We start from the raw sequence: 20368 nt of genomic DNA, 5'->3' as shown, positions 1-20368 counted from the left end.
ATGATGACCACCTCGCCGCTGCTGCCATTGACCGCCGCTGACCTGCCACCGCTCGCTCCCGAGCTGGTGCTGATCGGCAGCGCCTTCGCCCTGATGATCCTCGACCTGTTCGTCAGCAACCGGAACAAGATCGTCACCCACCTGTTCTCGCTCGCTGCGCTGGCCGTGGTGCTGTTCATGCTGGCCACCGGCGTGGGCGGGCAGGGGGAGGTCTTCCATGGCATGTTCGTGCGCGATACCGCCGCGGACGTGATGAAGACCGGGATCGTGCTGCTCAGCGGCCTGACCCTGGTCTACGGCTGGCGCTACCTGCGTGATCGCGACCTGTTCCAGGGCGAGATCCCGGTGCTGATCCTGTTCGGCACCGCCGGCATGATGATCCTGGTCTCGGCCGGCAGCCTGCTGATGGTCTACCTGGGCCTGGAACTGCTGGCGCTGTGCTCCTACGCCCTGGTCGCCAGCAACCGCGAAAGCGGCCTGGCGTCGGAAGCGGCGATGAAGTACATCGTGCTGGGTTCGCTGGCCTCGGGCCTGCTGCTCTACGGCATGTCGCTGATCTACGGCGCCACCGGCAGCCTGCACCTGGATGTGATCCGCGAGGCCATCCCGCACTCGGAAGAGCGCGTGCTGCTGATCACCGGTGCGGTGTTCATGATCGCCGGCGTCGCCTTCAAGCTGGGCGCCGCGCCGTTCCACATGTGGCTGCCGGACGTGTACCAGGGTGCCCCGGCACCGATCGCACTGTTCATCAGCTCGGCGCCGAAGCTGGCCGCGTTCGGCATGGCCTACCGCCTGCTGGAAATGGGCGTGGGCCCGCTGTCGACCGAACTGCAGCTGCTGATTGCCGGCCTGGCCGCGGTATCGCTGGTCATCGGCAACCTGATGGCCATCGCGCAGAGCAACCTCAAGCGCATGCTGGCGTTCTCCACCGTCTCGCACATCGGCTTCCTGCTGATGGGCATCGCCGGTGGCGGTTCGCAGGGCTACGCCGCCGCGCTGTTCTACGCACTGGCCTACGCGATCATGTCCACCGCCGCCTTCGGCGCGATCATCGCGCTGTCGCGTGCCGGCTTTGAAGCCGAGAACATCGAGGACTTCAAGGGCCTGAACGCCCGCAACCCGTGGATGGCCGGCCTGGTGCTGTGCATCATGGCGTCGCTGGCCGGCATCCCGCCGTTCCTGGGCTTCTGGACCAAGCTGGCGGTGCTGGGCGCGGCCGTCAACGGCGGCCTGCTGTGGCTGGCCATCCTCGGCGTGCTGTGCGCCGTGGTCGGCTGCTTCTACTACCTGCGCCTCATCAAGGTCATGTACTTCGATGAGCCGGTGGGCGAGGCCATGCCGCGCAGCAACGACCGCGTGCTGGGCGTGGTGCTGGGCGTGAATGCCCTGGCGCTGCTCGCGCTGGGCCTGGCCTGGAACCCGATCATGGTCTGGTGCCAGCAGGCATTTGCGCATCTTGCATAAAAGTTGACACAAAGCTGCGCGATTCGTGTAATATGCGCAGCCTGAGTTGTCACTGCAGCGGTTCAGCCAGAACATCGTTGCGGTAGCCTTCCTCGAAAGAGCAGGGCAGCAGTTCAAACACTTCCGGTGCGGGGTGGAGCAGTCTGGCAGCTCGTCGGGCTCATAACCCGAAGGTCGCAGGTTCAAATCCTGCCCCCGCTACCAACGTCGGACCGGCGCCAACCGGTTCGATGAATGAGGGAAAGCTTGCATTTTTCGCAGCAATGCCTCATGATTCCGCTTCTGATGCGGGGTGGAGCAGTCTGGCAGCTCGTCGGGCTCATAACCCGAAGGTCGCAGGTTCAAATCCTGCCCCCGCTACCAAGTAAAGAGATCGCCTTCGAAGTCCTGCTTCGAGGGCGTTTTTCTTTGGGGTCTGCGTTGTTTCTGCGTGATCGGGGTCAGATCCCTTATCCACGGGAAAAGGGATCTGACCCGGGTCCGCACCTTGCACCAGCGCGGTGCAGTCGCTATCATCAGCGGCCTAGCAGTACCCCTGAAGGCGGCCTCCCAGCGGGAGTCCGGACCCGGAAGGAGGGCCGCAACCGGCAGGCAATGCAGGTTGCAACCGGAATCCAGTCACCGGAGTCTTTCCGGAAAAGGGGCCCAACGGGCCCTTTGTCGTTTCCGGGGCGTCACGTTTCCACGCCGGCCAAGGCCGGCACCCAACCATAGAGATCAAGGCAGGCTGTGAGCGACAAGGCAACCGACATCGCGAATCTGCTCGCCCCGACCGTTGTGTCGCTGGGCCTGGAGCTGCTGGGCGTTGAGTATCTGCCGGCCCCCGGCGGTGCGACCCTGCGCCTTTACATCGACGTGCCGCTGGCTGAACAGCCCGAGCGCATCATCAATGTCGACGACTGCGAGCGGGTCAGCCGCGAAGTGTCGGCGCAGCTGGACGTCGAGGACCCGATCAGCGGCAATTACACGCTGGAAGTGTCCTCGCCGGGCGTCGACCGTCCTCTGTTCAGCCTGGAGCAGTTCGGCCGTCACCTCGGCGAATCGGCCAAGGTCACGCTGAAGCTGCCGCAGGACAACCGTCGTCGCCTGCAGGGTCGTATCGAGGCGACCGACGAGGCGGCGGGGACCATCACTTTCATCGTCGACAAGGCCGAAGTGGTCGTGTCGGCCGACAACATCGACAAGGCACGGATCATGCCCGACTGGGTGGCGCTGGGGCTGGCCCCGAGCAAGCCGACCGGTCCGGCACCGAAGCGTCCGAAGCCGAACACGAATTCTTCTTCCAACGAGCCGGCGGCAAAGAAGCCGCGCGCGGAGTGAGCCAATGAGCAAGGAACTGTTGCTGGTAGTCGACGCAGTCGCCAACGAGAAGGGCGTGCCGCGTGAAGTGATCTTCGATGCCATCGAGGCCGCCCTGGCCTCGGCAGCGAAGAAGCGCTATCCCGACGAGGAAGTGCTGACCCGCGTGGTCATCGACCACAAGGACGGCAGCTACGAAACCTTCCGCCGCTGGGAAGTGGTGGCCGATGACGTGGTCATGGAATCGCCGGACCGCCAGATCCGCCTGATGGATGCCGTCGATGAAGCCGAAGGCGTCGAGGTCGGCGACTACATCGAAGAGCAGATCGAGAACCCGGATTTCGGCCGCATCGCTGCCCAGGCCGCCAAGCAGGTCATCGTCCAGCGCGTGCGCGAAGCCGAGCGCCAGCAGGTCGTGGATGCGTGGAAGGATCGCGTGGGTGAGCTGATCACCGGCGTGGTCAAGCGCGCCGAGCGCGGCAACATCTATGTCGACCTCGGTGGCAACGCCGAAGGCTTCATCCCGAAGGACAAGGGCATCCCGCGCGACGTGCTGCGCGCCGGTGACCGCGTGCGCGGCTACCTGGCCGAAGTGCGCTCGGAGCCGCGTGGCCCGCAGCTGTTCATCAGCCGTGCCGCCCCGGAATTCATGATCGAGCTGTTCAAGCTGGAAGTGCCGGAAGTCGGCCAGGGCCTGGTGGAAATCAAGGCCTGTGCACGTGACCCGGGCGACCGCGCCAAGATCGCCGTGCTGGCCCACGACCAGCGCACCGATCCGATCGGCGCCTGCATCGGCATGCGCGGTTCGCGCGTGCAGGCCGTGTCCAACGAGCTCAATGGCGAGCGCGTGGACATCGTGCTGTGGAACGACAACCCGGCCAACTTCGTCATCAACGCGATGGCGCCGGCCGAAGTGCAGTCGATCATCGTCGATGAAGACAAGCACTCGATGGACCTGGCCGTTGCCGAAGACCGCCTGGCCCAGGCGATCGGCAAGGGCGGCCAGAACGTGCGCCTGGCCAGCCGCCTGACCGGCTGGCAGCTCAACGTGATGACCCAGGACCAGGTCACCGCCAAGTCGGAAGCCGAGCAGGCTGCGGCCCGCCAGCTGTTCATGGACAAGCTGGAAGTGGACGAGGAAATCGCCGGCATCCTGGTCAGCGAAGGCTTCGGCACCGTCGAGGAAATCGCATATGTCCCGGTCGGCGAACTGCTGGCCGTGGAAGGTTTCGACGAGGACATCGTCGAAGAGCTGCGCGCTCGTGCCCGCGATGCGCTGCTCAATGAGGCCCTGGCAGTCGAGGAAGGCCTTGAAGACGGCCAGCCGGCGCAGGACCTGCTGTCCCTGAAGGGCATGGACGAAGCCACCGCATACGCGCTGGCCGGCCACGGCGTGCGTACCAGCGAGGATCTGTCCGACCTGGCCGCCGACGAGGTCATGGACTTCGGCATCGAAGGACTGGATCAGGCGCGCGCCGCTGCGCTGATCCTGGCCGCCCGTGCCGAGGAGATCGCCCGACTGGAACGCGGCGAATGAGCCGGCAATGAACAGGGCCCTGAGCCGCTCAGGGCGTAGAATCCGCGCCACCTCCACATGCGGGGGGGCGCCCACAAGATCATAGGATCCGAATGTCGCAGCAAACCACCATCCGCAAGCTTGCCGAACTGGTCAACACGCCGGTCGAAAAACTGCTGGAACAGCTGGCCGGTGCCGGCATGAAGTTCAGCGGTCCCGACCAGGTCGTGACCAGCTCCGAGAAGGTGAAGCTCCTGGGCTTCCTTCGTCGTTCGCACGGCAAGCCCGAGCAGGCCCCGGAAGAGACCGATCAGTCTGCGAAGAAGATCACGCTCAACCGCCGGAAGCAGCAGGAAGTGACGGTCAATTCCGGTCGCAGCAAGACGACCGTGAATGTCGAGGTGCGCCAGAAGCGTACCTACGTCAAGGATGGTGCTCGCGCCATGACCCCGGACGAAGAGCGCGCCGACATCCTGCGCAAGCTGGAAGAGTCGCGCGCCCGCAACCTTGCCGAACAGCAGGCCCTGGCCGAGAAGGATCGTCTGCGCGACGAAGCCATCGTCCGTGCCCGTGAGGAAGAGGCCGCCGCCAAGGAACGCGCCGAGGCCGAGAAGAAGGCTGCCGAGGAAGCTGCGGCTGCCGCCAAGGCGGCCGAGACGCTGGCTGCCAGCAAGCCCAAGCGTGCTCCGATCGATGAAACCGCGCCGCGCCCGCCGCGCACCCCGGCCGCAGCCCCGGCTGCGCCGCGTGGCGCACCGCCGCCGCCGCGCAACGACGACCGCAACAACCGCAGCGCGCCGCGCAACGAGCGTGGCCCGGGTGACCGTTTCGCCGGCCAGATGCACCTGTCGGCCGCCGACCGTGCGCGTCGTGGCAACAGCAACAACAGCAACACCCGGGGTCGTCCGGGCGGCCGCAACCAGGCCGGTGGCCGTCGCGACATGTCGCGCGGTGGCAACAATGCCGGCCCGCACGCCTTCGAGCGTCCGACCGCACCGGTGGTGCGTGAAGTGGCGATCGGCGACACCATCACCGTGGCCGACCTGGCGCAGAAGCTGGCGCTGAAGGGCGGCGAGGTGGTCAAGGCGCTGTTCAAGATGGGCGTGATGGCGACCATCACCCAGTCCATCGACCACGACACCGCCGCACTGGTGACCGAAGAACTCGGCCACAAGGCGATCCGTGCCAACGACAACGACGCCGAAGACGCACTGCTGGCCTCGACCGGTGAAAACCAGGGCGAAGCCACCCAGCGTCCGCCGGTGGTCACCATCATGGGCCACGTCGACCACGGCAAGACCTCGCTGCTGGATTACATCCGCCGCACCAAGGTCGCCACCGGCGAAGCGGGTGGTATCACCCAGCACATCGGCGCTTACCACGTCGATACGCCGAAGGGTGTGATCAGCTTCCTGGACACCCCGGGCCACGCCGCCTTCACCTCGATGCGTGCGCGCGGCGCCAAGCTGACCGACATCGTGGTGCTGGTCGTGGCCGCCGATGACGGCGTCATGCCGCAGACCAAGGAAGCGATCCAGCACGCCCGTTCGGCAGGTGTGCCGCTGATCGTGGCGATCAACAAGATCGACAAGTCCGACGCGGATCCGATGCGGGTCAAGAACGAACTGCTGTCCGAGCAGGTCGTGGCCGAAGACTTCGGTGGTGACACCCAGATGGTGGAGATCTCGGCCAAGACCGGCCTGGGCATCGACGACCTGCTGGACGCCATCTCGATCCAGGCCGAACTGCTGGAACTGAAGGCGGTCGATGAAGGCCGCGCCTCGGGCGTGGTGATCGAATCGTCGCTGGACAAGGGCCGCGGCCCCGTCGCGACGGTGCTGGTGCAGCAGGGCCGCCTGAAGAAGGGCGACTACCTGGTGTGCGGCATCCAGTACGGCCGCGTGCGTGCGCTGTTCGACGAAACCGGCAAGCAGCCGGAGTTCGCCGGCCCGTCCATCCCGGTGCAGGTCCTGGGCCTGTCCGGCGTGCCGGAAGCTGGTGACGACTTCGTGGTCGTCGAGGACGAGCGCCTGGCCAAGGACGTTGCCCAGCAGCGCGAGACCAAGCGCCGTGAATCGCGCCTGGTGGCCACCGCTGGCAGCCGCATGGAAGACATCATGGCGACCCTGGGCAAGGGCGAGGGCCAGCAGGTCCTCAACCTGGTCATCAAGGCCGACGTGCAGGGTTCGGTGCAGGCGCTGAGCCAGGCACTGGTCGCGCTGTCCAACGAAGACATCCGCATCAACGTGATCCACTCCGGCGTGGGTGGCATCACCGAGTCGGACGCCAACTCGGCCGCCGCTTCGAAGGCCACCGTCATCGGCTTCAACGTGCGTGCGGACGCTTCGGCCCGTCGCATCATCGAATCCAATGGTGTCGACCTGCGTTACTTCTCGATCATCTATGACGTGATCGACCAGGTGAAGCAGGTGGCCTCCGGTCTGCTGGGCGTGGAGATCCGCGAAGAGATCATCGGTATCGCCGAGGTCCGCGACGTCTTCCGCAGCTCGAAGCTGGGTGCCGTCGCCGGCTGCATGGTCATCGAGGGTGTGGTCAAGCGCAACAAGCCGATCCGCGTCCTGCGCGACAGCGTGGTGATCTTCGAGGGCGAGCTGGAATCGCTGCGTCGCTTCAAGGAGAACGTCGAGGAAGTCCGCAACGGTACCGAATGCGGTATCGCGGTGAAGGCCTACAACGACGTCAAGCCGGGTGACCAGATCGAGTGCTTCGAACGTATCGAAGTGCCGCGCACCCTGTAATGCTGCAAGGTGGCCCGGCCAACGGTCGGGCCCCACCATGTACCTGTAGCGCCCGACCGTTGGTCGGGCGACAATCGAATCAAAGGTAGTGCCCGACCGTTGGTCGGGCGACAACTGAACCAAGAGCTCCTCGTGCCCAAGACTTTCCATCGAACCGACCGTGTCTCCGCCCAGCTGCGCCGTGAACTCGGCACCCTGGTGCACAACGCCGTGCGCGAGCACGGGTTGCCCTCGGTGAGCGTGTCCGACGTGGAAATCACCCGCGACATGGCCCATGCCAAGGTGTTCGTCACCGCGCTGATGCCGGAACGTTCGGCTGAAGCCGTGGCCGGCCTGAAGGAACTGGGCTACCGCCTGCGCATGGACCTGGCCCGCGCGATGAAGCTGCGCCACGTGCCGGAGCTGCATTTCCACTACGATGACTCGGTCGACCGTGGTGAGCACATCGACAACATCCTGCGCGACCTGCCCGACACGCTGGCCGCCGAGAAGCGTCGCGAGAGCGACGAAGAATAACCGCGCGACGCCGGGCATGCCCGGCGTTGCTGCATTCCGGCTGCGCGATGTCTGATGCAGGCCGCGCTGCGGCAGCCGAGCATGGCCCGTCCCAACACTTTCCTGTCATGACCCGAATTCAGTTCCGTCGCCTGGATGGCATCCTGCTGCTCGACAAGTCGACCGGCATGAGCTCCAACGCCGCCCTGCAGGTGGCGCGCCGCCTGTTCCGCGCCGAGAAGGGCGGCCATACCGGCAGCCTCGACCCGCTGGCCACCGGCCTGCTGCCGCTGTGTTTCGGCGAGGCGACCAAGATCGCCGGCCTGCTGCTGGGTTCGGCCAAGGCCTACGACGCCGAGATCGTGCTCGGCCAGACCACCGATACCGACGATGCCGAAGGCCAGGTACTGCTGCAGCGCCCGGTGCCGGCGATCAGTGCCCAGGCCCTGCAGGCTGCGCTGGCGCCGCTGACCGGCACCATCCGCCAGCGTGCCCCGATCTATTCGGCGCTGAAGCAGGGCGGTGAACCGCTGTATGTGAAGGCCCGCCGCGGTGACGTCATCGAAGCGCCCGAGCGCGAGGTGCAGGTACACGCCATCGAGGTGCTGGAGCAGCAGCCGGAACGGCTGCGGCTGCGCGTGACCTGTGGTTCCGGCACCTATATCCGCAGCCTGGCCCGCGACCTCGGCGAACGCCTGGGCTGTGGCGCCCACATCAGCGCGCTGCGCCGGCTCTGGGTCGAGCCGTTCCGCGAGCCTGCCATGGTCACCCTGGACCAGCTGCGGGCGATGGTCGAGGCCGGTGACGAGGCTGGCATGGACGCGTTGCTGCTGCCGCTGGCGGCCGGCCTGGCTGAATACTCGAGGGTCGACCTGGACGCCGACCAGGCCCACCGGTTCTGCGTGGGCCAGCGCCAGCGCGACCTGTCCTGGCCGCGCGGCCTGGTGGCCGTGTTCGGTCCGGACGATGCTGTCCAGGGCCTGGGCCAGGTCGACGAGAGTGGCCTGCTGGCCCCGCAGCGCCGTTTCAACCTCTGACCGGGGCCTGCCGGTTCAGTCTCGGTCCTTGTCCCGGACGCCCCCGGCCGTTACAATTTCGCGGCCGTTTTCCGGCAACCTGCCTCGCGCAGGTTTCATCCTCGTAGTCCACGGCGAGCCTGGCGGTGCGCGAAGCGCGTTCCTGCCGGCCACGCATCACAGAGAAAAAAGAAATGTCGATCGACACCCAGAAGGTCATTGAAGACAACAAGCGCAGCGCGGCTGACACCGGCTCCCCGGAAGTCCAGGTTGCACTGCTGACCGCCCGCATCGAACTGCTGACCGGCCACTTCAAGACCCACAAGAAGGACCACCACAGCCGCCGCGGCCTGCTGCAGATGGTCAACCGCCGTCGCAGCCTGCTCGACTACCTGAAGAAGAAGGACGTCGAGCGCTACAAGGCCCTGATCGAGAAGCTTGGCCTGCGTCGCTAAGCAACGAATCCCCCGCGGCGCAGCGATGCGCCGCGGTTTTGTTTTGTAGTACCGCAATCCCCGATTCAGGCCGGAACGATCCGGCCACCCGCTGGCGGCAAGGGTCGCCGACGGTCCAAATTCGCAGACAGCATCCCCAAGGACACCCTCCGTGGCAAAAATCACCAAAACCTTCCAGTACGGCAAGCACACCGTCACGCTTGAGACCGGCGAAGTCGCCCGTCAGGCCAGCGGCGCCGTCATCGTCAAGATGGACGACACCGTACTGCTGGTCACCGCCGTCGCCGCCAAGAGCGCGCGCGAAGGCCAGGACTTCTTCCCGCTGACCGTCGATTATCAGGAAAAGTTCTACGCCGGCGGCCGTATCCCGGGTGGTTTCTTCAAGCGCGAAGGCCGTGCGACCGAGAAGGAAACCCTGATCTCGCGTCTGATCGACCGTCCGATCCGCCCGCTGTTCCCGGAAGACTACAAGAACGAAGTGCAGATCATCGCCACGGTGATGTCGCTGAACCCGGACGTGGACGGTGACATCCCGGCCCTGATCGGTGCTTCGGCTGCCCTGGCCCTGGCTGGCACCCCGTTCATGGGTCCGATCGGCGCGGCCAAGGTCGGTTACAAGAACGGCGAGTACATCCTGAACCCGACCGTCAGCGAACTGGCTGACTCGCAGCTGGAGCTGGTCGTCGCCGGTACCTCCAACGCCGTGCTGATGGTTGAATCCGAAGCCGCGCTGCTGTCCGAAGAAGTGATGCTGGGCGCCGTGACCTTCGGTCACCGCGAAATGCAGAAGGTCATCAACGCGATCAACGAGCTGACCGTCGAAGCCGGCACCAAGCCGTCGACCTGGGAAGCCCCGGCCAAGAACGAAGCGCTGATCTCCGCCCTGAAGGAAGCCATCGGCCCGCGCCTGGGCGAAGCCTTCCAGGTGCGTGACAAGCTGCAGCGCCGCGACGCCATCTCGGCGATCAAGAAGGACGTGTTCGAAGCCCTGGCTGGCCGCGTGGCCGCTGAAGGCTGGAACCCGGCCGAGCTGTCGAAGGAATTCGGCGAACTGGAATACCGCACCATGCGTGACTCGGTGCTGGACACCAAGGTCCGTATCGACGGCCGTGCGCTGGACACCGTCCGCCCGATCACCGTGAAGACCGGCGTGCTGCCGCGTACCCACGGTTCCTCGCTGTTCACCCGTGGCGAAACCCAGGCCATCGTGACCATCACCCTGGGCACCGCCCGTGACGGCCAGGTCATTGACGCCGTTGCCGGTGAGTACAAGGAAAACTTCCTGTTCCACTACAACTTCCCTCCGTTCTCGGTGGGTGAGTGCGGCCGCATGATGGGCCCGAAGCGCCGCGAAATCGGCCACGGTCGCCTGGCCAAGCGCGGCGTGCTGGCTGTCATGCCGTCGCTGGAATCCTTCCCGTACACCATCCGCGTCGTCTCGGAAATCACCGAGTCGAACGGTTCCTCGTCGATGGCATCGGTCTGCGGCTCGTCGCTGGCCCTGATGGACGCCGGCGTGCCGGTGAAGGCGCCGGTGGCCGGTATCGCCATGGGCCTGGTCAAGGAAGGCGAGCGCTTCGTCGTCCTGTCCGACATCCTGGGTGACGAAGATCACCTGGGCGACATGGACTTCAAGGTGGCCGGTACCGCTGAGGGCATTTCCGCCCTGCAGATGGACATCAAGATCGAAGGCATCACCGAAGAGATCATGAAGCAGGCTCTGCAGCAGGCCAAGGCTGGTCGTCTGCACATCCTGGGCGAAATGGCCCACGGCCTGACCGCTCCGCGTGAAGAGCTGTCGGACTACGCGCCGCGCCTGCTGACCATCAAGATCCACCCGGACAAGATCCGCGAAGTGATCGGCAAGGGTGGCTCGACCATCCAGGCCATCACCAAGGAAACCGGCACCCAGATCGACATCCAGGATGACGGCACCATCGTCATCGCTTCGGTCAATGCCATCGCTGCCCAGGCCGCCAAGGCCCGCATCGAGCAGATCACCTCGGACGTCGAGCCGGGTCGCATCTACGAAGGCAAGGTCGCCAAGATCATGGACTTCGGTGCGTTCGTCACGATCCTGCCGGGCAAGGACGGTCTGGTCCACGTGTCGCAGATCTCCAGCGATCGCGTCGAGAAGGTCGGCGACGTGCTGAAGGAAGGCGATGTGGTCAAGGTCAAGGTGCTGGAAGTCGACAAGCAGGGCCGTATCCGCCTGTCGATGAAGGCCGTGGAAGAAGGCGACGCCGCCAGCGCCGAGTAATCGACCTCCGGTCGATTACGGTAGGTGTCAACCTTGGTTGACACGCTTCTGGAATCGCTGAATTGAAAAAGCGGGCTTCGGCCCGCTTTTTCTTTGCCTCGCTGTTATGAAGAACCGCGCACCCAGGTCGCTGCATGTCCTGCTGCAGTGCGTGAGCGCCGCCACGTGGCCATCGTTCTGTCACAGTTGCGCGGATCACGCCTGTCCACGGGACGACATGCCGCGACAACCGTCCCGCAGCCACATCGGTTTGCTAACGTGGCGGCGCCTTCGAACCGGGAGATCCCATGTTCCGCCAGACCGTGGCCGTCCTTGCCGTGCTGATTGCCGGTGCCGTGCCCATCGCTGCGCGCGCCGCGCCGGCGCCGCCGCCGATCTTCGGTGCCTACTACCCCGGCGGCTCGGCCGAGCGCTATCCGGTGTCGAGCATTCCCGCCGAGCGCCTGACCCATCTGTTCTATGCGTTCTCCACCATCGAGGACGGCCGCTGCGCGGTCGGCGCGGAAGCGCCGAAGAACTTCGCCGCGCTGGCCGAGCTCAAGAAGGCGCATCCGCACCTGCGCACGCTGATTTCGATCGGTGGCTGGGGTGCGGGTGGGTTCTCCGATGCAGCGTTGACCGAGGCCAGCCGCAAGCGCCTGGTGGACTCATGCATGGCACTGTTCTTCGATCACCATGCCGGCAGCTTCGATGGCGTGGATATCGACTGGGAGTTCCCGGTCAGTGGCGGGCCGAAGGAGCTGGCGCATCGCCCGCAGGATCGCGCCAACCTGACCAGGCTCGCGCAGGCGTTCCGCGTGGCACTCGACGCGCACGGGCGCAAGGTGGGGCAGCCAATGCTGCTGAGCGCCGCGCTGGCCGCCGGTCGCCTGCAGACCGATGGCCCCTATGATCCGGCGGCGAGCTACGACCTGCCGGCGCTGGCCAAGGTGTTCGATTTCATCAACCTGATGAGCTATGACATGGGCACCGGCTTCTCATCGGTGTCGACCTTCAATGCGCCCCTGCATGAAGTGCCGGCCGATCCGCTGGCGCCGGAGCTGCGGCGCTGGAACAACGTGGCCGGCGCGGTGCAGTACTACCGCGAGCACGGTGTGCCGGCCGACAAGCTGGTGCTGGGCGTGCCGTTCTATGGGCGCGGCTTCAAGGTCACCGGCGATGCGCCGGATGGCCTGTATCAGCCCTACAGCGCACCGGCCGACGCCGGCGACTGGCGGGTGATCAAGGCGCGCTATCTCGACCAGCCGGGTTGGGTGAAGCACTGGCAGCCGCAGGCGCAGAGCCCGTGGCTGTACAACGCCGTGCAGAAGATCTTCATCAGCTATGAAGACCCGCGCTCGATCGGCCTGCGTGCCCGGTTCGCCCGCGAGCAGGGCCTGGCCGGGGTGTTCATGTGGGAGCTGACCGGCGACGACGAGCAGGCCAGCCTGCTCAACGCGATGCTCGGCCCGTGGCAGAAGGCGCGCATCGGCGATTGAGTCACTGGTGGCGCCGGGCCATGCCCGGCGCCAGGCGGCAACGCCATCGACCCGACACCGCACATTGCGACGACGCCGGTGGCGCTACGCTTTGGGCATGATCCATCTCGAACGCCTGGACCACCTGGTCCTCACCGTCGCCGACATCGAACGCAGCTGTGACTTCTACCAGCGCGTGCTCGGCATGCAGGTCGTGCGCTTCGGCGCTGGCCGTACCGCGCTGCAGTTCGGCCAGCAGAAGATCAACCTGCATCCGGCCAGCGCGCCACTGCAGCCGCATGCGCTGCGACCCACGCCGGGCAGTGCCGATCTGTGCCTGGTCACGCATACGGCAATGGTCGATGTGCTGGCGCACCTGCAGGCGCAGGCCATCGCGGTGGAGGAGGGGCCGGCCACACGTACCGGTGCGCTGGGACCGATCGAATCGGTGTACTTCCGCGACCCGGATGGCAACCTGATCGAAGTGAGTCGTTACCCGGGCGAAGAACACCCGCAGCGGTAGCGCCGGGCCATGCCCGGTGAAGGCTTAGTTGGCCCAGACGCTGTTGGGGTCGCCGTTGCGGGCGCGGCGCTGGCTGGCGACGGCCAGGCGAGCGAAGCCGAAGGCCATGGCCAGCGCGATGGCATCGACCCAGAACAGCGGCCAATGGCCACGCGCGGCGGCGCGCCACAGCCAGTCACCATTGAGTGCGCCGTGCAGGACCGGCACCAGTGCAGTGCTGAGCGCTGCGGCCCACAGCAGCTCGCGCGCCGCCTGCGCGGGGCGGCGCAGTGCGGCCCACAGCGCACAGGCTGCCCAGCTGCCGAAGCAGGCCCAGCGGATGCCATGGTCGACCGCCGACGGTGCCAACCGCTCCAGCACCAGCGCGGTGATGAAAGCGACCGAGATCGCCACGCACAGGCCGATGCACACGCCAACCGTGGCCCGTGCCATGTTCACCCCGGCACGCGGCTGTTGCGGCTGGCGACGCTTGCGCCGCGACTCGATCCACAACAGGTTGCCGGAGTAGAACAGGAACGCACCGCCGAGGCCGAGCAGGAAGTACAGCCAGACCACCACGCCGTTGCCGAACTCGCCGAAGTGCAGGGCATAGGCGGCGCTGAGCGTGGCGTGGTTGGCATCGCGCTGGCCCGGCAGCTGGGAGGCCAGGACGTTGCCGGTGGCCACGTCCAGGGCCACCGAACCGAGCGGCCCGAGTGTGCCGGTGGATTCGCCCGTGATCTCGATCGTGGCGTTGGCATCGCCGGCGTTGGCCAGCTTCAGGTAGGCCGGCTCGAAGTTGGCCACGCCCTGTGCGCGGGCTACTTCAAGCGCGCGCGCATGCAGCAGGCGCAGGCTGCCCGGCGGTGCCGGGATGCCACTGGCGTCGCGCACCGGCGCGGTGTCCATTGCAGTCGGTACCGCCTGCAGGGCCTTGCCGTCGTAGATCAGTGGATTGAGCAGGGCCATCTGCACGAACACCAGGCAGAGCAGGGCGCCCGTGACCGCGAACATCAGGTGGAAGGGCAGGCTGAGCACGCCGATCACGTTGTGCGCGTCCTGCCACAGTTGTTTCAGGTTGCGGCCCGGACGCAGCGCGAACAGGTCGCCGAACAGCTTCGGCAGGTGGATCACCAGGCCGCTCAGCAGCGCCATGCCATACAGCAGGCTGACGATGCCCATCACGTAGATGCCGGCCACCGGCAGTCCGAGGCTGTAATGCAGTTCGTTGACCAGTTCGGCCAGCCCGGTCTGTGGCGGCGTCGGGCTGCCGGCGATCTCGCCCGGCCAGGCATAGCGCCAGCTGCCGTCGTCGGCCTGCCAGTAGGCCAGGGGTTGCGGATGTTCGGCGCCGGGGAACGTCATGCCGACGTGGCGGCGGGCTTCCGGGTGTGCCGCCAGCACGTCTTCCAGCAGGTACTGCGCATCGTCCAGGCCCGCCGGCAACGCGGTGGCTGCACCGGGCGTCTGCCACAGCGGCAGGTCGTGGTGGAACAGGGTCAGCGCACCCGCGTAGAAGGCCACGAACAGGCCGAAGCCGGCAACCAGGCCGACCCAGGTGTGCAGGGTGGTGAACGTACGCAGGGTCTGCGAGCTGAACTTCATGGGCGGAGTCTCATTGCACCGCGCCGGTCAGGCGCAGCAGCGTCAGCACGGCGAAGCCGGCCGCAGCGCTGCCGGCCAGTGTCACCCAGGCGCGCAGCGCGCTGCGGAAGCTGAACGCCCACAGGGCAGCCAGCATCCACAGCGGGATGAACGTGATCAGGCTGGGCACCAGCGCGTTCTGCCAGGGGCCCGGCGGCAACCACGTCACCAGCCCGGTCGCGGCCGCGGCCAGCAAGAAGCCGGCCACGATGCCGGCGAAGGCGCGCGGCCACATCAGGGCGACTCCGTGCCCGGGCGATGCCAGGCGGCCAGTGCCGGCAGCAGCATCGCGGCCAGCATCCAGGTGCACAGCATCGCCACCAGGCCAGCGGCAAAGCCGAGTTCGGCCATCCACAGCCACAATGCGGCAGCCGCGGCGACCAGGCCGATCTGGCGGCCGAGGCGGCCGGCGCGGCGCAGGCGGGGCCAGCGGCAGTGCGGCGAGGCGGCATAGAAGGCCAGTGCCGAGAACATCGCTGCCAGCATGCCCAGGCTGCAGAAGCCCAGCGTGGAAAGGCCGACGGTGATCATTGCGGGCGGCCGCCATGGCAGCGGGCCAGCGAACGCGGGGCACGGGCGGGGCCGGCGGGAGCCGGTCGGAGCGGGTGGCGCATCACGAGGTCCTGGGGGGAAGCGGGCAGGCTGGCACGGGGCGGGCTGCGCGGACATGGTAATCATTGCGTTTTCACGCCGCCAGCGAGGACCATTCAGCGGACCGTACGGTAGGCCTTGGGCTTTCCGGTGTGCTGGTTTAAGATCGTCGCAGAACCCTGACTGGAACAAGGTGGCCCGCGCCCAGCGCCGGCCGAGCGTGCGACATGAGCACTACCACCGCCCACTGTTGACCTGCCCCCGAAGGCCCTGTGTTCCAGGCGCCCTCGCGGCGCTTTTTTATTGCCCGGGCAATGGCCCGGGAACGCTTTCCAGCCCGCCCAGCGGGCCCCGCACGAAGCCAATGCGATGATCAACATTACCCTTCCCGACGGCAGCCGCCGCGAGTTCGAAAACCCCGTCAGCGTCATGGACGTCGCCCAGTCGATCGGTGCCGGCCTGGCCAAGGCCACCATCGCCGGCTCGGTCGATGGCGTGCTGGTCGATGCCAGTGACGTCATCGACCACGATGCCAGCCTGCGCATCATCACCGCCAAGGACGAGGAGGGCGTGGAGATCATCCGCCACTCCTGCGCCCATCTGGTCGGCCACGCCGTCAAGCAGCTGTACCCGGACGTGAAGATGGTGATCGGCCCGGTGATCGCCGAGGGCTTCTACTACGACATCTATTCCGAGCGCCCGTTCACCCCGGACGACATGGCCGCGATCGAGAAGCGCATGGGTGAGCTGATCGCCCAGGATTACGACGTCATCAAGAAGATGACGCCGCGCGCCGAAGTGATCGAGATCTTCAAGGCCCGTGGCGAGGACTACAAGCTGCGCCTGATCGAGGACATGTCCGACGACATCCAGGCGATGGGCATGTACTACCACCAGGAATACGTGGACATGTGCCGCGGCCCGCACGTGCCGAACACGCGCTTCCTGAAGGCCTTCAAGCTGACCCGCATCTCCGGCGCCTACTGGCGCGGCGATGCGCAGAACGAACAGCTGCAGCGCATCTACGGCACCGCCTGGGCCGACAAGAAGCAGCTCGAGGCGTACATCAAGCGCATCGAGGAAGCCGAGATGCGCGACCACCGCCGCATCGGCAAGCAGCAGGACCTGTTCCACCTGCAGGAAGAGGCGCCGGGCCTGGTGTTCTGGCACCCGAAGGGCTGGGCGTTGTGGCAGGTGGTCGAGCAGTACATGCGCAAGGTCTACCGCAGCAGCGGCTACGGCGAAGTGCGCTGCCCGCAGATCCTGGACGTGAGCCTGTGGAAGAAGTCCGGCCACTGGGACAACTACCAGGACAACATGTTCTTCACCGAGTCGGAGAAGCGCACCTACGCGGTCAAGCCGATGAACTGCCCGGGCCACATCCAGGTGTTCAACCAGGGCCTGCACAGCTACCGCGACCTGCCGATCCGCTACGGTGAGTTCGGTTCCTGCCACCGCAACGAGCCGTCCGGCGCGCTGCACGGCATCCTGCGCGTGCGTGGTTTCACCCAGGACGACGGCCACGTGTTCTGCACCGAGAGCCAGATCGAATCGGAAGTGACCGCGTTCCACCAGCAGGCGCTGGCGGTCTACCAGCACTTCGGCTTCGACGAGATCCAGATCAAGATCGCGCTGCGTCCGGAATCGCGCCTGGGCGACGACGCCACCTGGGACAAGGCCGAGGGCGCACTGCGTTCGGCGCTGTCCGCCTGTGGCGTGGAATGGCAGGAGCTGCCGGGCGAGGGCGCCTTCTACGGCCCGAAGATCGAGTACCACCTGAAGGATGCCATCGGCCGTACCTGGCAGCTGGGCACCATGCAGGTCGACTTCATGATGCCGGGCCGCCTGGGCGCCGAGTACGTGGATGAGAACAGCCAGAAGAAGCATCCGGTCATGCTGCACCGCGCCATCGTCGGCTCGATGGAGCGCTTCCTGGGCATCCTGATCGAGCACCACGCCGGCCAGTTCCCGGCCTGGCTGGCGCCGACCCAGGTGGTGGTGGCCAACATCACCGACGCCCAGGCCGACTACGTCTCGGGCGTGACCAAAACCCTTGCGGAGCAAGGCTTCCGCGTCAGCTCGGATTTGCGTAACGAGAAGATCGGCTATAAAATCCGCGAGCATACGTTGCAGCGCGTGCCCTACCTGCTGGTCATTGGTGACCGCGAGAAGGAAAATGGGGCTGTGGCGGTGCGTACGCGTTCTGGCGAAGACCTGGGCAGCATGAGCCTGCAGGCCTTCATCGAGCGGCTCCAGGCCGAGGGCGCGTAAGCAAAGGTCCGGTCCGGGCGCACAGGCACCCGGACCGGTTCGATACCCTTGGGAGAACGTAATATCAGCACCCCTGACAACAAACAGAACCGCAAGAATCAGGAAATCCGTGTGCCGCGCGTCCGCGTGATCGGCAGTGACGGAGAAATGATCGGCGTGTTGTCGCGCGACGAAGCGCTGTCCATGGCCGAAGATGAAGGCCTGGACCTGGTCGAAATCCAGCCGCAGGCCGATCCGCCGGTCTGCAAGATCATGGACTTCGGCAAGTTCAAGTTCGAAGCGCAGAAGAAGGCCAGCGAGGCCAAGAAGAAGACCAAGCAGGTCGAGATCAAGGAAGTGAAGTTCCGTCCGGTCACGGACGAGGGCGACTACCAGATCAAGCTGCGCAAGATGCGCGGGTTCCTTGAAGAAGGCGACAAGATCAAGGTCAACATCCGTTTCCGTGGCCGTGAAATGAGCCACCAGGAACTGGGTCGCGAAATGGCCAACCGGATCGAGACCGATCTGGGCGAGGACATCGTCATTGAATCCCGTCCGCGCCTGGAAGGGCGTCAGATGGTCATGATGATCGCGCCGAAGAAGAAGACCTGAGGCCTGACGGGCCGCCTTCCGGGGCGCCTGGCTGAATGGTTCAGGGTAAGGGGACGCCACTGGCGTCCCTTTGCTTTTGCAGGATGCCGGTGATATGCCGGCGCAAGGGGTGCTGGGGCTGGTGGCAGGGCGGTTTTGCCTGTATCATGCCCGGCTCGACCCACCCAGGACGGGTCGTACGCCGATCATGGCAGGACGGAAAGAGCGGCCCAGGCCGCCGCCAGATCAGTCAGAAACCAGGGTCAAATCCCATCAAGGACATTGCAATGCCCAAGATCAAGACCAACCGGGCAGCGGCCAAGCGTTTCCGCAAGACCGCCTCGGGCAAGTACAAGTGCGGCCACGCCAACCGTAGCCACATCCTCACGAAGAAAGCGACCAAGCGTAAGCGTAATCTGCGTCAGACGGGCCATGTCCGTGCAGAAGACGCAGGCCGTCTGGACCGCATGCTCCCTTACCTCTGAGGAACTGAAAAATGGCACGAGTTAAGCGTGGCGTACAGGCGCGTCGCCGCCACAAGAAGATTCTGGATCTCGCCAAGGGCTATTACAACGCCCGCCGCAAGGTCTTCCGCGTCGCCAAGCAGGCGGTCATCAAGGCACAGCAGTACGCCTACATCGGCCGTAAGCAGAAGAAGCGCAACTTCCGTTCGCTGTGGATCACCCGTATCAATGCGGCTGCCCGCATCAACGGCCTGAGCTACAGCCGCTTCATGAACGGTCTGCTGAAGGCCGGCATCACCCTGGACCGCAAGGTCCTGGCTGACATCGCCGTGCACGACGCAGCCGGTTTTGCTGCGCTGGCCGAAAAGGCCAAGGGCGCGCTGGCGGCATAAGTCCTTCCCGATGCCGTAACCGTTCATCCGGAACGGTGTCAGGTCAAGGCAATGCATGGGGAAGGGCGCAAGTCCTTCCCCATTCTTTTTTGGGTCCCGGCGAGGCCATGGCGGCAGCGCGGGGACGGCGGTGGCGACAGGGGTCGGCCCTTCGCGCATCGCGATGGCAGATCGACTGGAGTTCCGGCCCCCCATGAGCGACATCCAATCCCTCACCACCCAGGCGCTGGCCGATGTGGCCGCCGCACAGAGCCCCGACGTGCTGGAACAGCTGCGCGTGGCCCTGCTTGGCAAGAGTGGCAGCATCACCTCGCAGCTCAAGCAGCTCGGCGCCCTGCCGGCCGACGAGCGCAAGGCCGCCGGTGAAGCGATCAACCAGGCCCGCGACGCGCTGACCCGCGCGCTCGGCGAGCGCAAGGCGCTGCTGGAAGATGCGGCACTGGATGCACGCCTGGCCGCCGAAGCCATCGACATCACCCTGCCGGGTCGCAACGGCGACCGCGCCGGCCTGCATCCGATCACCCGCACCCTGGAGCGCATCACCGGCATCTTCGGCCGGCTGGGCTACGAGCTGTCGGAAGGGCCGGAGATCGAGGACGACTGGCACAACTTCGAGGCGCTGAACTTCCCGCCGCACCATCCGGCGCGCGCCATGCACGACACCTTCTACTTCGGCGACGGCCGCCTGCTGCGCACGCACACCTCCGGCGTGCAGGTGCGCTACATGGGTGACCACGCGCCGCCGCTGCGCATGATCGCCGCCGGCAAGGTGTACCGCAGCGACAGCGACCAGACCCATTCGCCGATGTTCCATCAGGTGGAAGGCCTGCTGGTGGACGAGCATTCGACCTTCGCCGACCTGAAGGGCACGCTGGCCGAGTTCGTGCGCGCCTTCTTCGAGCGCGATTTCGAGATGCGCTTCCGCCCCAGCTATTTCCCGTTCGTTGAGCCGGGCGCGGAAGTGGACATCGCCTGGCAGCAGCCCGATGGCAGCACCCGCTGGCTGGAAGTGCTCGGCTGCGGCATGGTCCATCCGAACGTGCTGCGCAACGTCGGCATCGATCCGGAGCGCTACACCGGCTTCGCCTTCGGCATGGGCGTGGAGCGCTTTGCAATGCTGCGCTACGGCGTCAACGACCTGCGTGCGTTCTTCGAGAACGACGTGCGGTTCCTGAAACAGTTCGCGTAAGCCGCAACCGTGTAGGGCCGAGCC

The 20368-nt window shown here is 66.0% G+C and carries 18 protein-coding genes and 2 tRNA genes; 17 read left to right on the top strand and 3 right to left on the bottom strand.

The genetic code is table 11. The features are described from left to right. Nucleotides 1-3: 3 nt before the first annotated feature. The 12 genes from nuoN (at nucleotide 4) to AC5P98_RS13705 (ending at nucleotide 13244) form a co-directional block, all read left to right on the top strand. Complete coding sequence (gene nuoN / locus AC5P98_RS13760) at nucleotides 4-1464, top strand: NADH-quinone oxidoreductase subunit NuoN (RefSeq protein ID WP_049404613.1); 1461 nt, start codon at nucleotides 4-6, stop codon at nucleotides 1462-1464. Nucleotides 1465-1591: 127 nt separating this feature from the next. Beyond that, nucleotides 1592-1668, top strand: a tRNA-Met gene (locus tag AC5P98_RS13755). An 82-nt stretch (nucleotides 1669-1750) separates the two neighbouring features. Next, nucleotides 1751-1827, top strand: a tRNA-Met gene (locus AC5P98_RS13750). Between the two features lie 366 nt (nucleotides 1828-2193). Continuing rightward, nucleotides 2194-2784: a ribosome maturation factor RimP gene (gene rimP, locus AC5P98_RS13745; protein ID WP_014647860.1), complete on the top strand. Its 591-nt coding sequence runs from the start codon at nucleotides 2194-2196 to the stop codon at nucleotides 2782-2784. Nucleotides 2785-2788: 4 nt separating this feature from the next. After that, a complete protein-coding gene (gene nusA / locus AC5P98_RS13740) occupies nucleotides 2789-4300 on the top strand; it encodes a transcription termination factor NusA (RefSeq protein ID WP_014647859.1) in 1512 nt (503 codons plus the stop codon). 92 nt (nucleotides 4301-4392) lie between these two features. Then, complete coding sequence (gene infB, locus AC5P98_RS13735; protein WP_014647858.1) at nucleotides 4393-7038, top strand: translation initiation factor IF-2; 2646 nt, start codon at nucleotides 4393-4395, stop codon at nucleotides 7036-7038. Nucleotides 7039-7170: 132 nt separating this feature from the next. After that, a complete protein-coding gene (gene rbfA / locus AC5P98_RS13730) occupies nucleotides 7171-7554 on the top strand; it encodes a 30S ribosome-binding factor RbfA (RefSeq protein ID WP_005410447.1) in 384 nt (127 codons plus the stop codon). 107 nt (nucleotides 7555-7661) lie between these two features. Next, nucleotides 7662-8570, top strand: coding sequence for a tRNA pseudouridine(55) synthase TruB (gene truB / locus AC5P98_RS13725; RefSeq protein ID WP_049405011.1), 909 nt, complete (start codon nucleotides 7662-7664; stop codon nucleotides 8568-8570). 173 nt (nucleotides 8571-8743) lie between these two features. After that, nucleotides 8744-9004 carry a 30S ribosomal protein S15 gene (gene rpsO, locus AC5P98_RS13720; RefSeq protein ID WP_005417886.1) on the top strand — a complete coding sequence of 87 codons (261 nt, stop codon included), beginning with the start codon at nucleotides 8744-8746 and terminating at the stop codon, nucleotides 9002-9004. 151 nt (nucleotides 9005-9155) lie between these two features. After that, the gene (gene pnp, locus AC5P98_RS13715; protein WP_049405012.1) at nucleotides 9156-11264 is read left to right on the top strand and encodes a polyribonucleotide nucleotidyltransferase; all 2109 of its coding nucleotides are present in this window, start codon (nucleotides 9156-9158) and stop codon (nucleotides 11262-11264) included. A gap of 287 nt (nucleotides 11265-11551) precedes the next feature. After that, nucleotides 11552-12742: a glycoside hydrolase family 18 protein gene (locus AC5P98_RS13710; RefSeq protein WP_049405013.1), complete on the top strand. Its 1191-nt coding sequence runs from the start codon at nucleotides 11552-11554 to the stop codon at nucleotides 12740-12742. Between the two features lie 97 nt (nucleotides 12743-12839). Next, nucleotides 12840-13244, top strand: coding sequence for a VOC family protein (locus AC5P98_RS13705; RefSeq protein ID WP_041863657.1), 405 nt, complete (start codon nucleotides 12840-12842; stop codon nucleotides 13242-13244). Nucleotides 13245-13268: 24 nt separating this feature from the next. On the opposite strand, the gene AC5P98_RS13700 is transcribed toward AC5P98_RS13705, so the two are convergent. From AC5P98_RS13700 to AC5P98_RS13690, 3 genes are read right to left on the bottom strand one after another with little or no spacing between them, the layout of a single operon-like run. Next, nucleotides 13269-14828, bottom strand: coding sequence for a PepSY-associated TM helix domain-containing protein (locus AC5P98_RS13700; RefSeq protein ID WP_049419071.1), 1560 nt, complete (start codon nucleotides 14826-14828; stop codon nucleotides 13269-13271). A gap of 10 nt (nucleotides 14829-14838) precedes the next feature. After that, on the bottom strand, nucleotides 14839-15102 hold the full coding sequence (locus AC5P98_RS13695; protein ID WP_032957460.1) for a hypothetical protein: 264 nt from the start codon (nucleotides 15100-15102) through the stop codon (nucleotides 14839-14841). Further along, a complete protein-coding gene (locus AC5P98_RS13690) occupies nucleotides 15102-15398 on the bottom strand; it encodes a hypothetical protein (protein ID WP_005410439.1) in 297 nt (98 codons plus the stop codon). Before AC5P98_RS13690 ends, AC5P98_RS13695 begins: the two co-directional genes overlap by 1 nt. Before the next feature lie 429 nt (nucleotides 15399-15827). Between AC5P98_RS13690 and thrS the strand changes: the two genes are divergently transcribed. The 5 genes from thrS (at nucleotide 15828) to AC5P98_RS13665 (ending at nucleotide 20344) form a co-directional block, all read left to right on the top strand. After that, nucleotides 15828-17729: a threonine--tRNA ligase gene (gene thrS, locus AC5P98_RS13685; protein WP_032957627.1), complete on the top strand. Its 1902-nt coding sequence runs from the start codon at nucleotides 15828-15830 to the stop codon at nucleotides 17727-17729. A 48-nt stretch (nucleotides 17730-17777) separates the two neighbouring features. After that, nucleotides 17778-18320 (top strand): translation initiation factor IF-3, encoded by a 543-nt coding sequence (infC, locus tag AC5P98_RS13680; RefSeq protein WP_079222586.1) that lies wholly within the window; start codon nucleotides 17778-17780, stop codon nucleotides 18318-18320. Between the two features lie 266 nt (nucleotides 18321-18586). Next, a complete protein-coding gene (rpmI, locus tag AC5P98_RS13675) occupies nucleotides 18587-18784 on the top strand; it encodes a 50S ribosomal protein L35 (protein WP_005410436.1) in 198 nt (65 codons plus the stop codon). 11 nt (nucleotides 18785-18795) lie between these two features. Continuing rightward, on the top strand, nucleotides 18796-19155 hold the full coding sequence (gene rplT, locus AC5P98_RS13670; RefSeq protein WP_005410435.1) for a 50S ribosomal protein L20: 360 nt from the start codon (nucleotides 18796-18798) through the stop codon (nucleotides 19153-19155). A 193-nt stretch (nucleotides 19156-19348) separates the two neighbouring features. Beyond that, nucleotides 19349-20344 (top strand): phenylalanine--tRNA ligase subunit alpha, encoded by a 996-nt coding sequence (locus tag AC5P98_RS13665; RefSeq protein WP_005417865.1) that lies wholly within the window; start codon nucleotides 19349-19351, stop codon nucleotides 20342-20344. Nucleotides 20345-20368: the final 24 nt, after the last annotated feature.

Source organism: Stenotrophomonas sp. YJH_SMC_135 (assembly GCF_059372355.1).
Note: the sequence above shows the minus strand (reverse complement) of the source record. Positions and strands in the feature narration are given on the sequence as shown.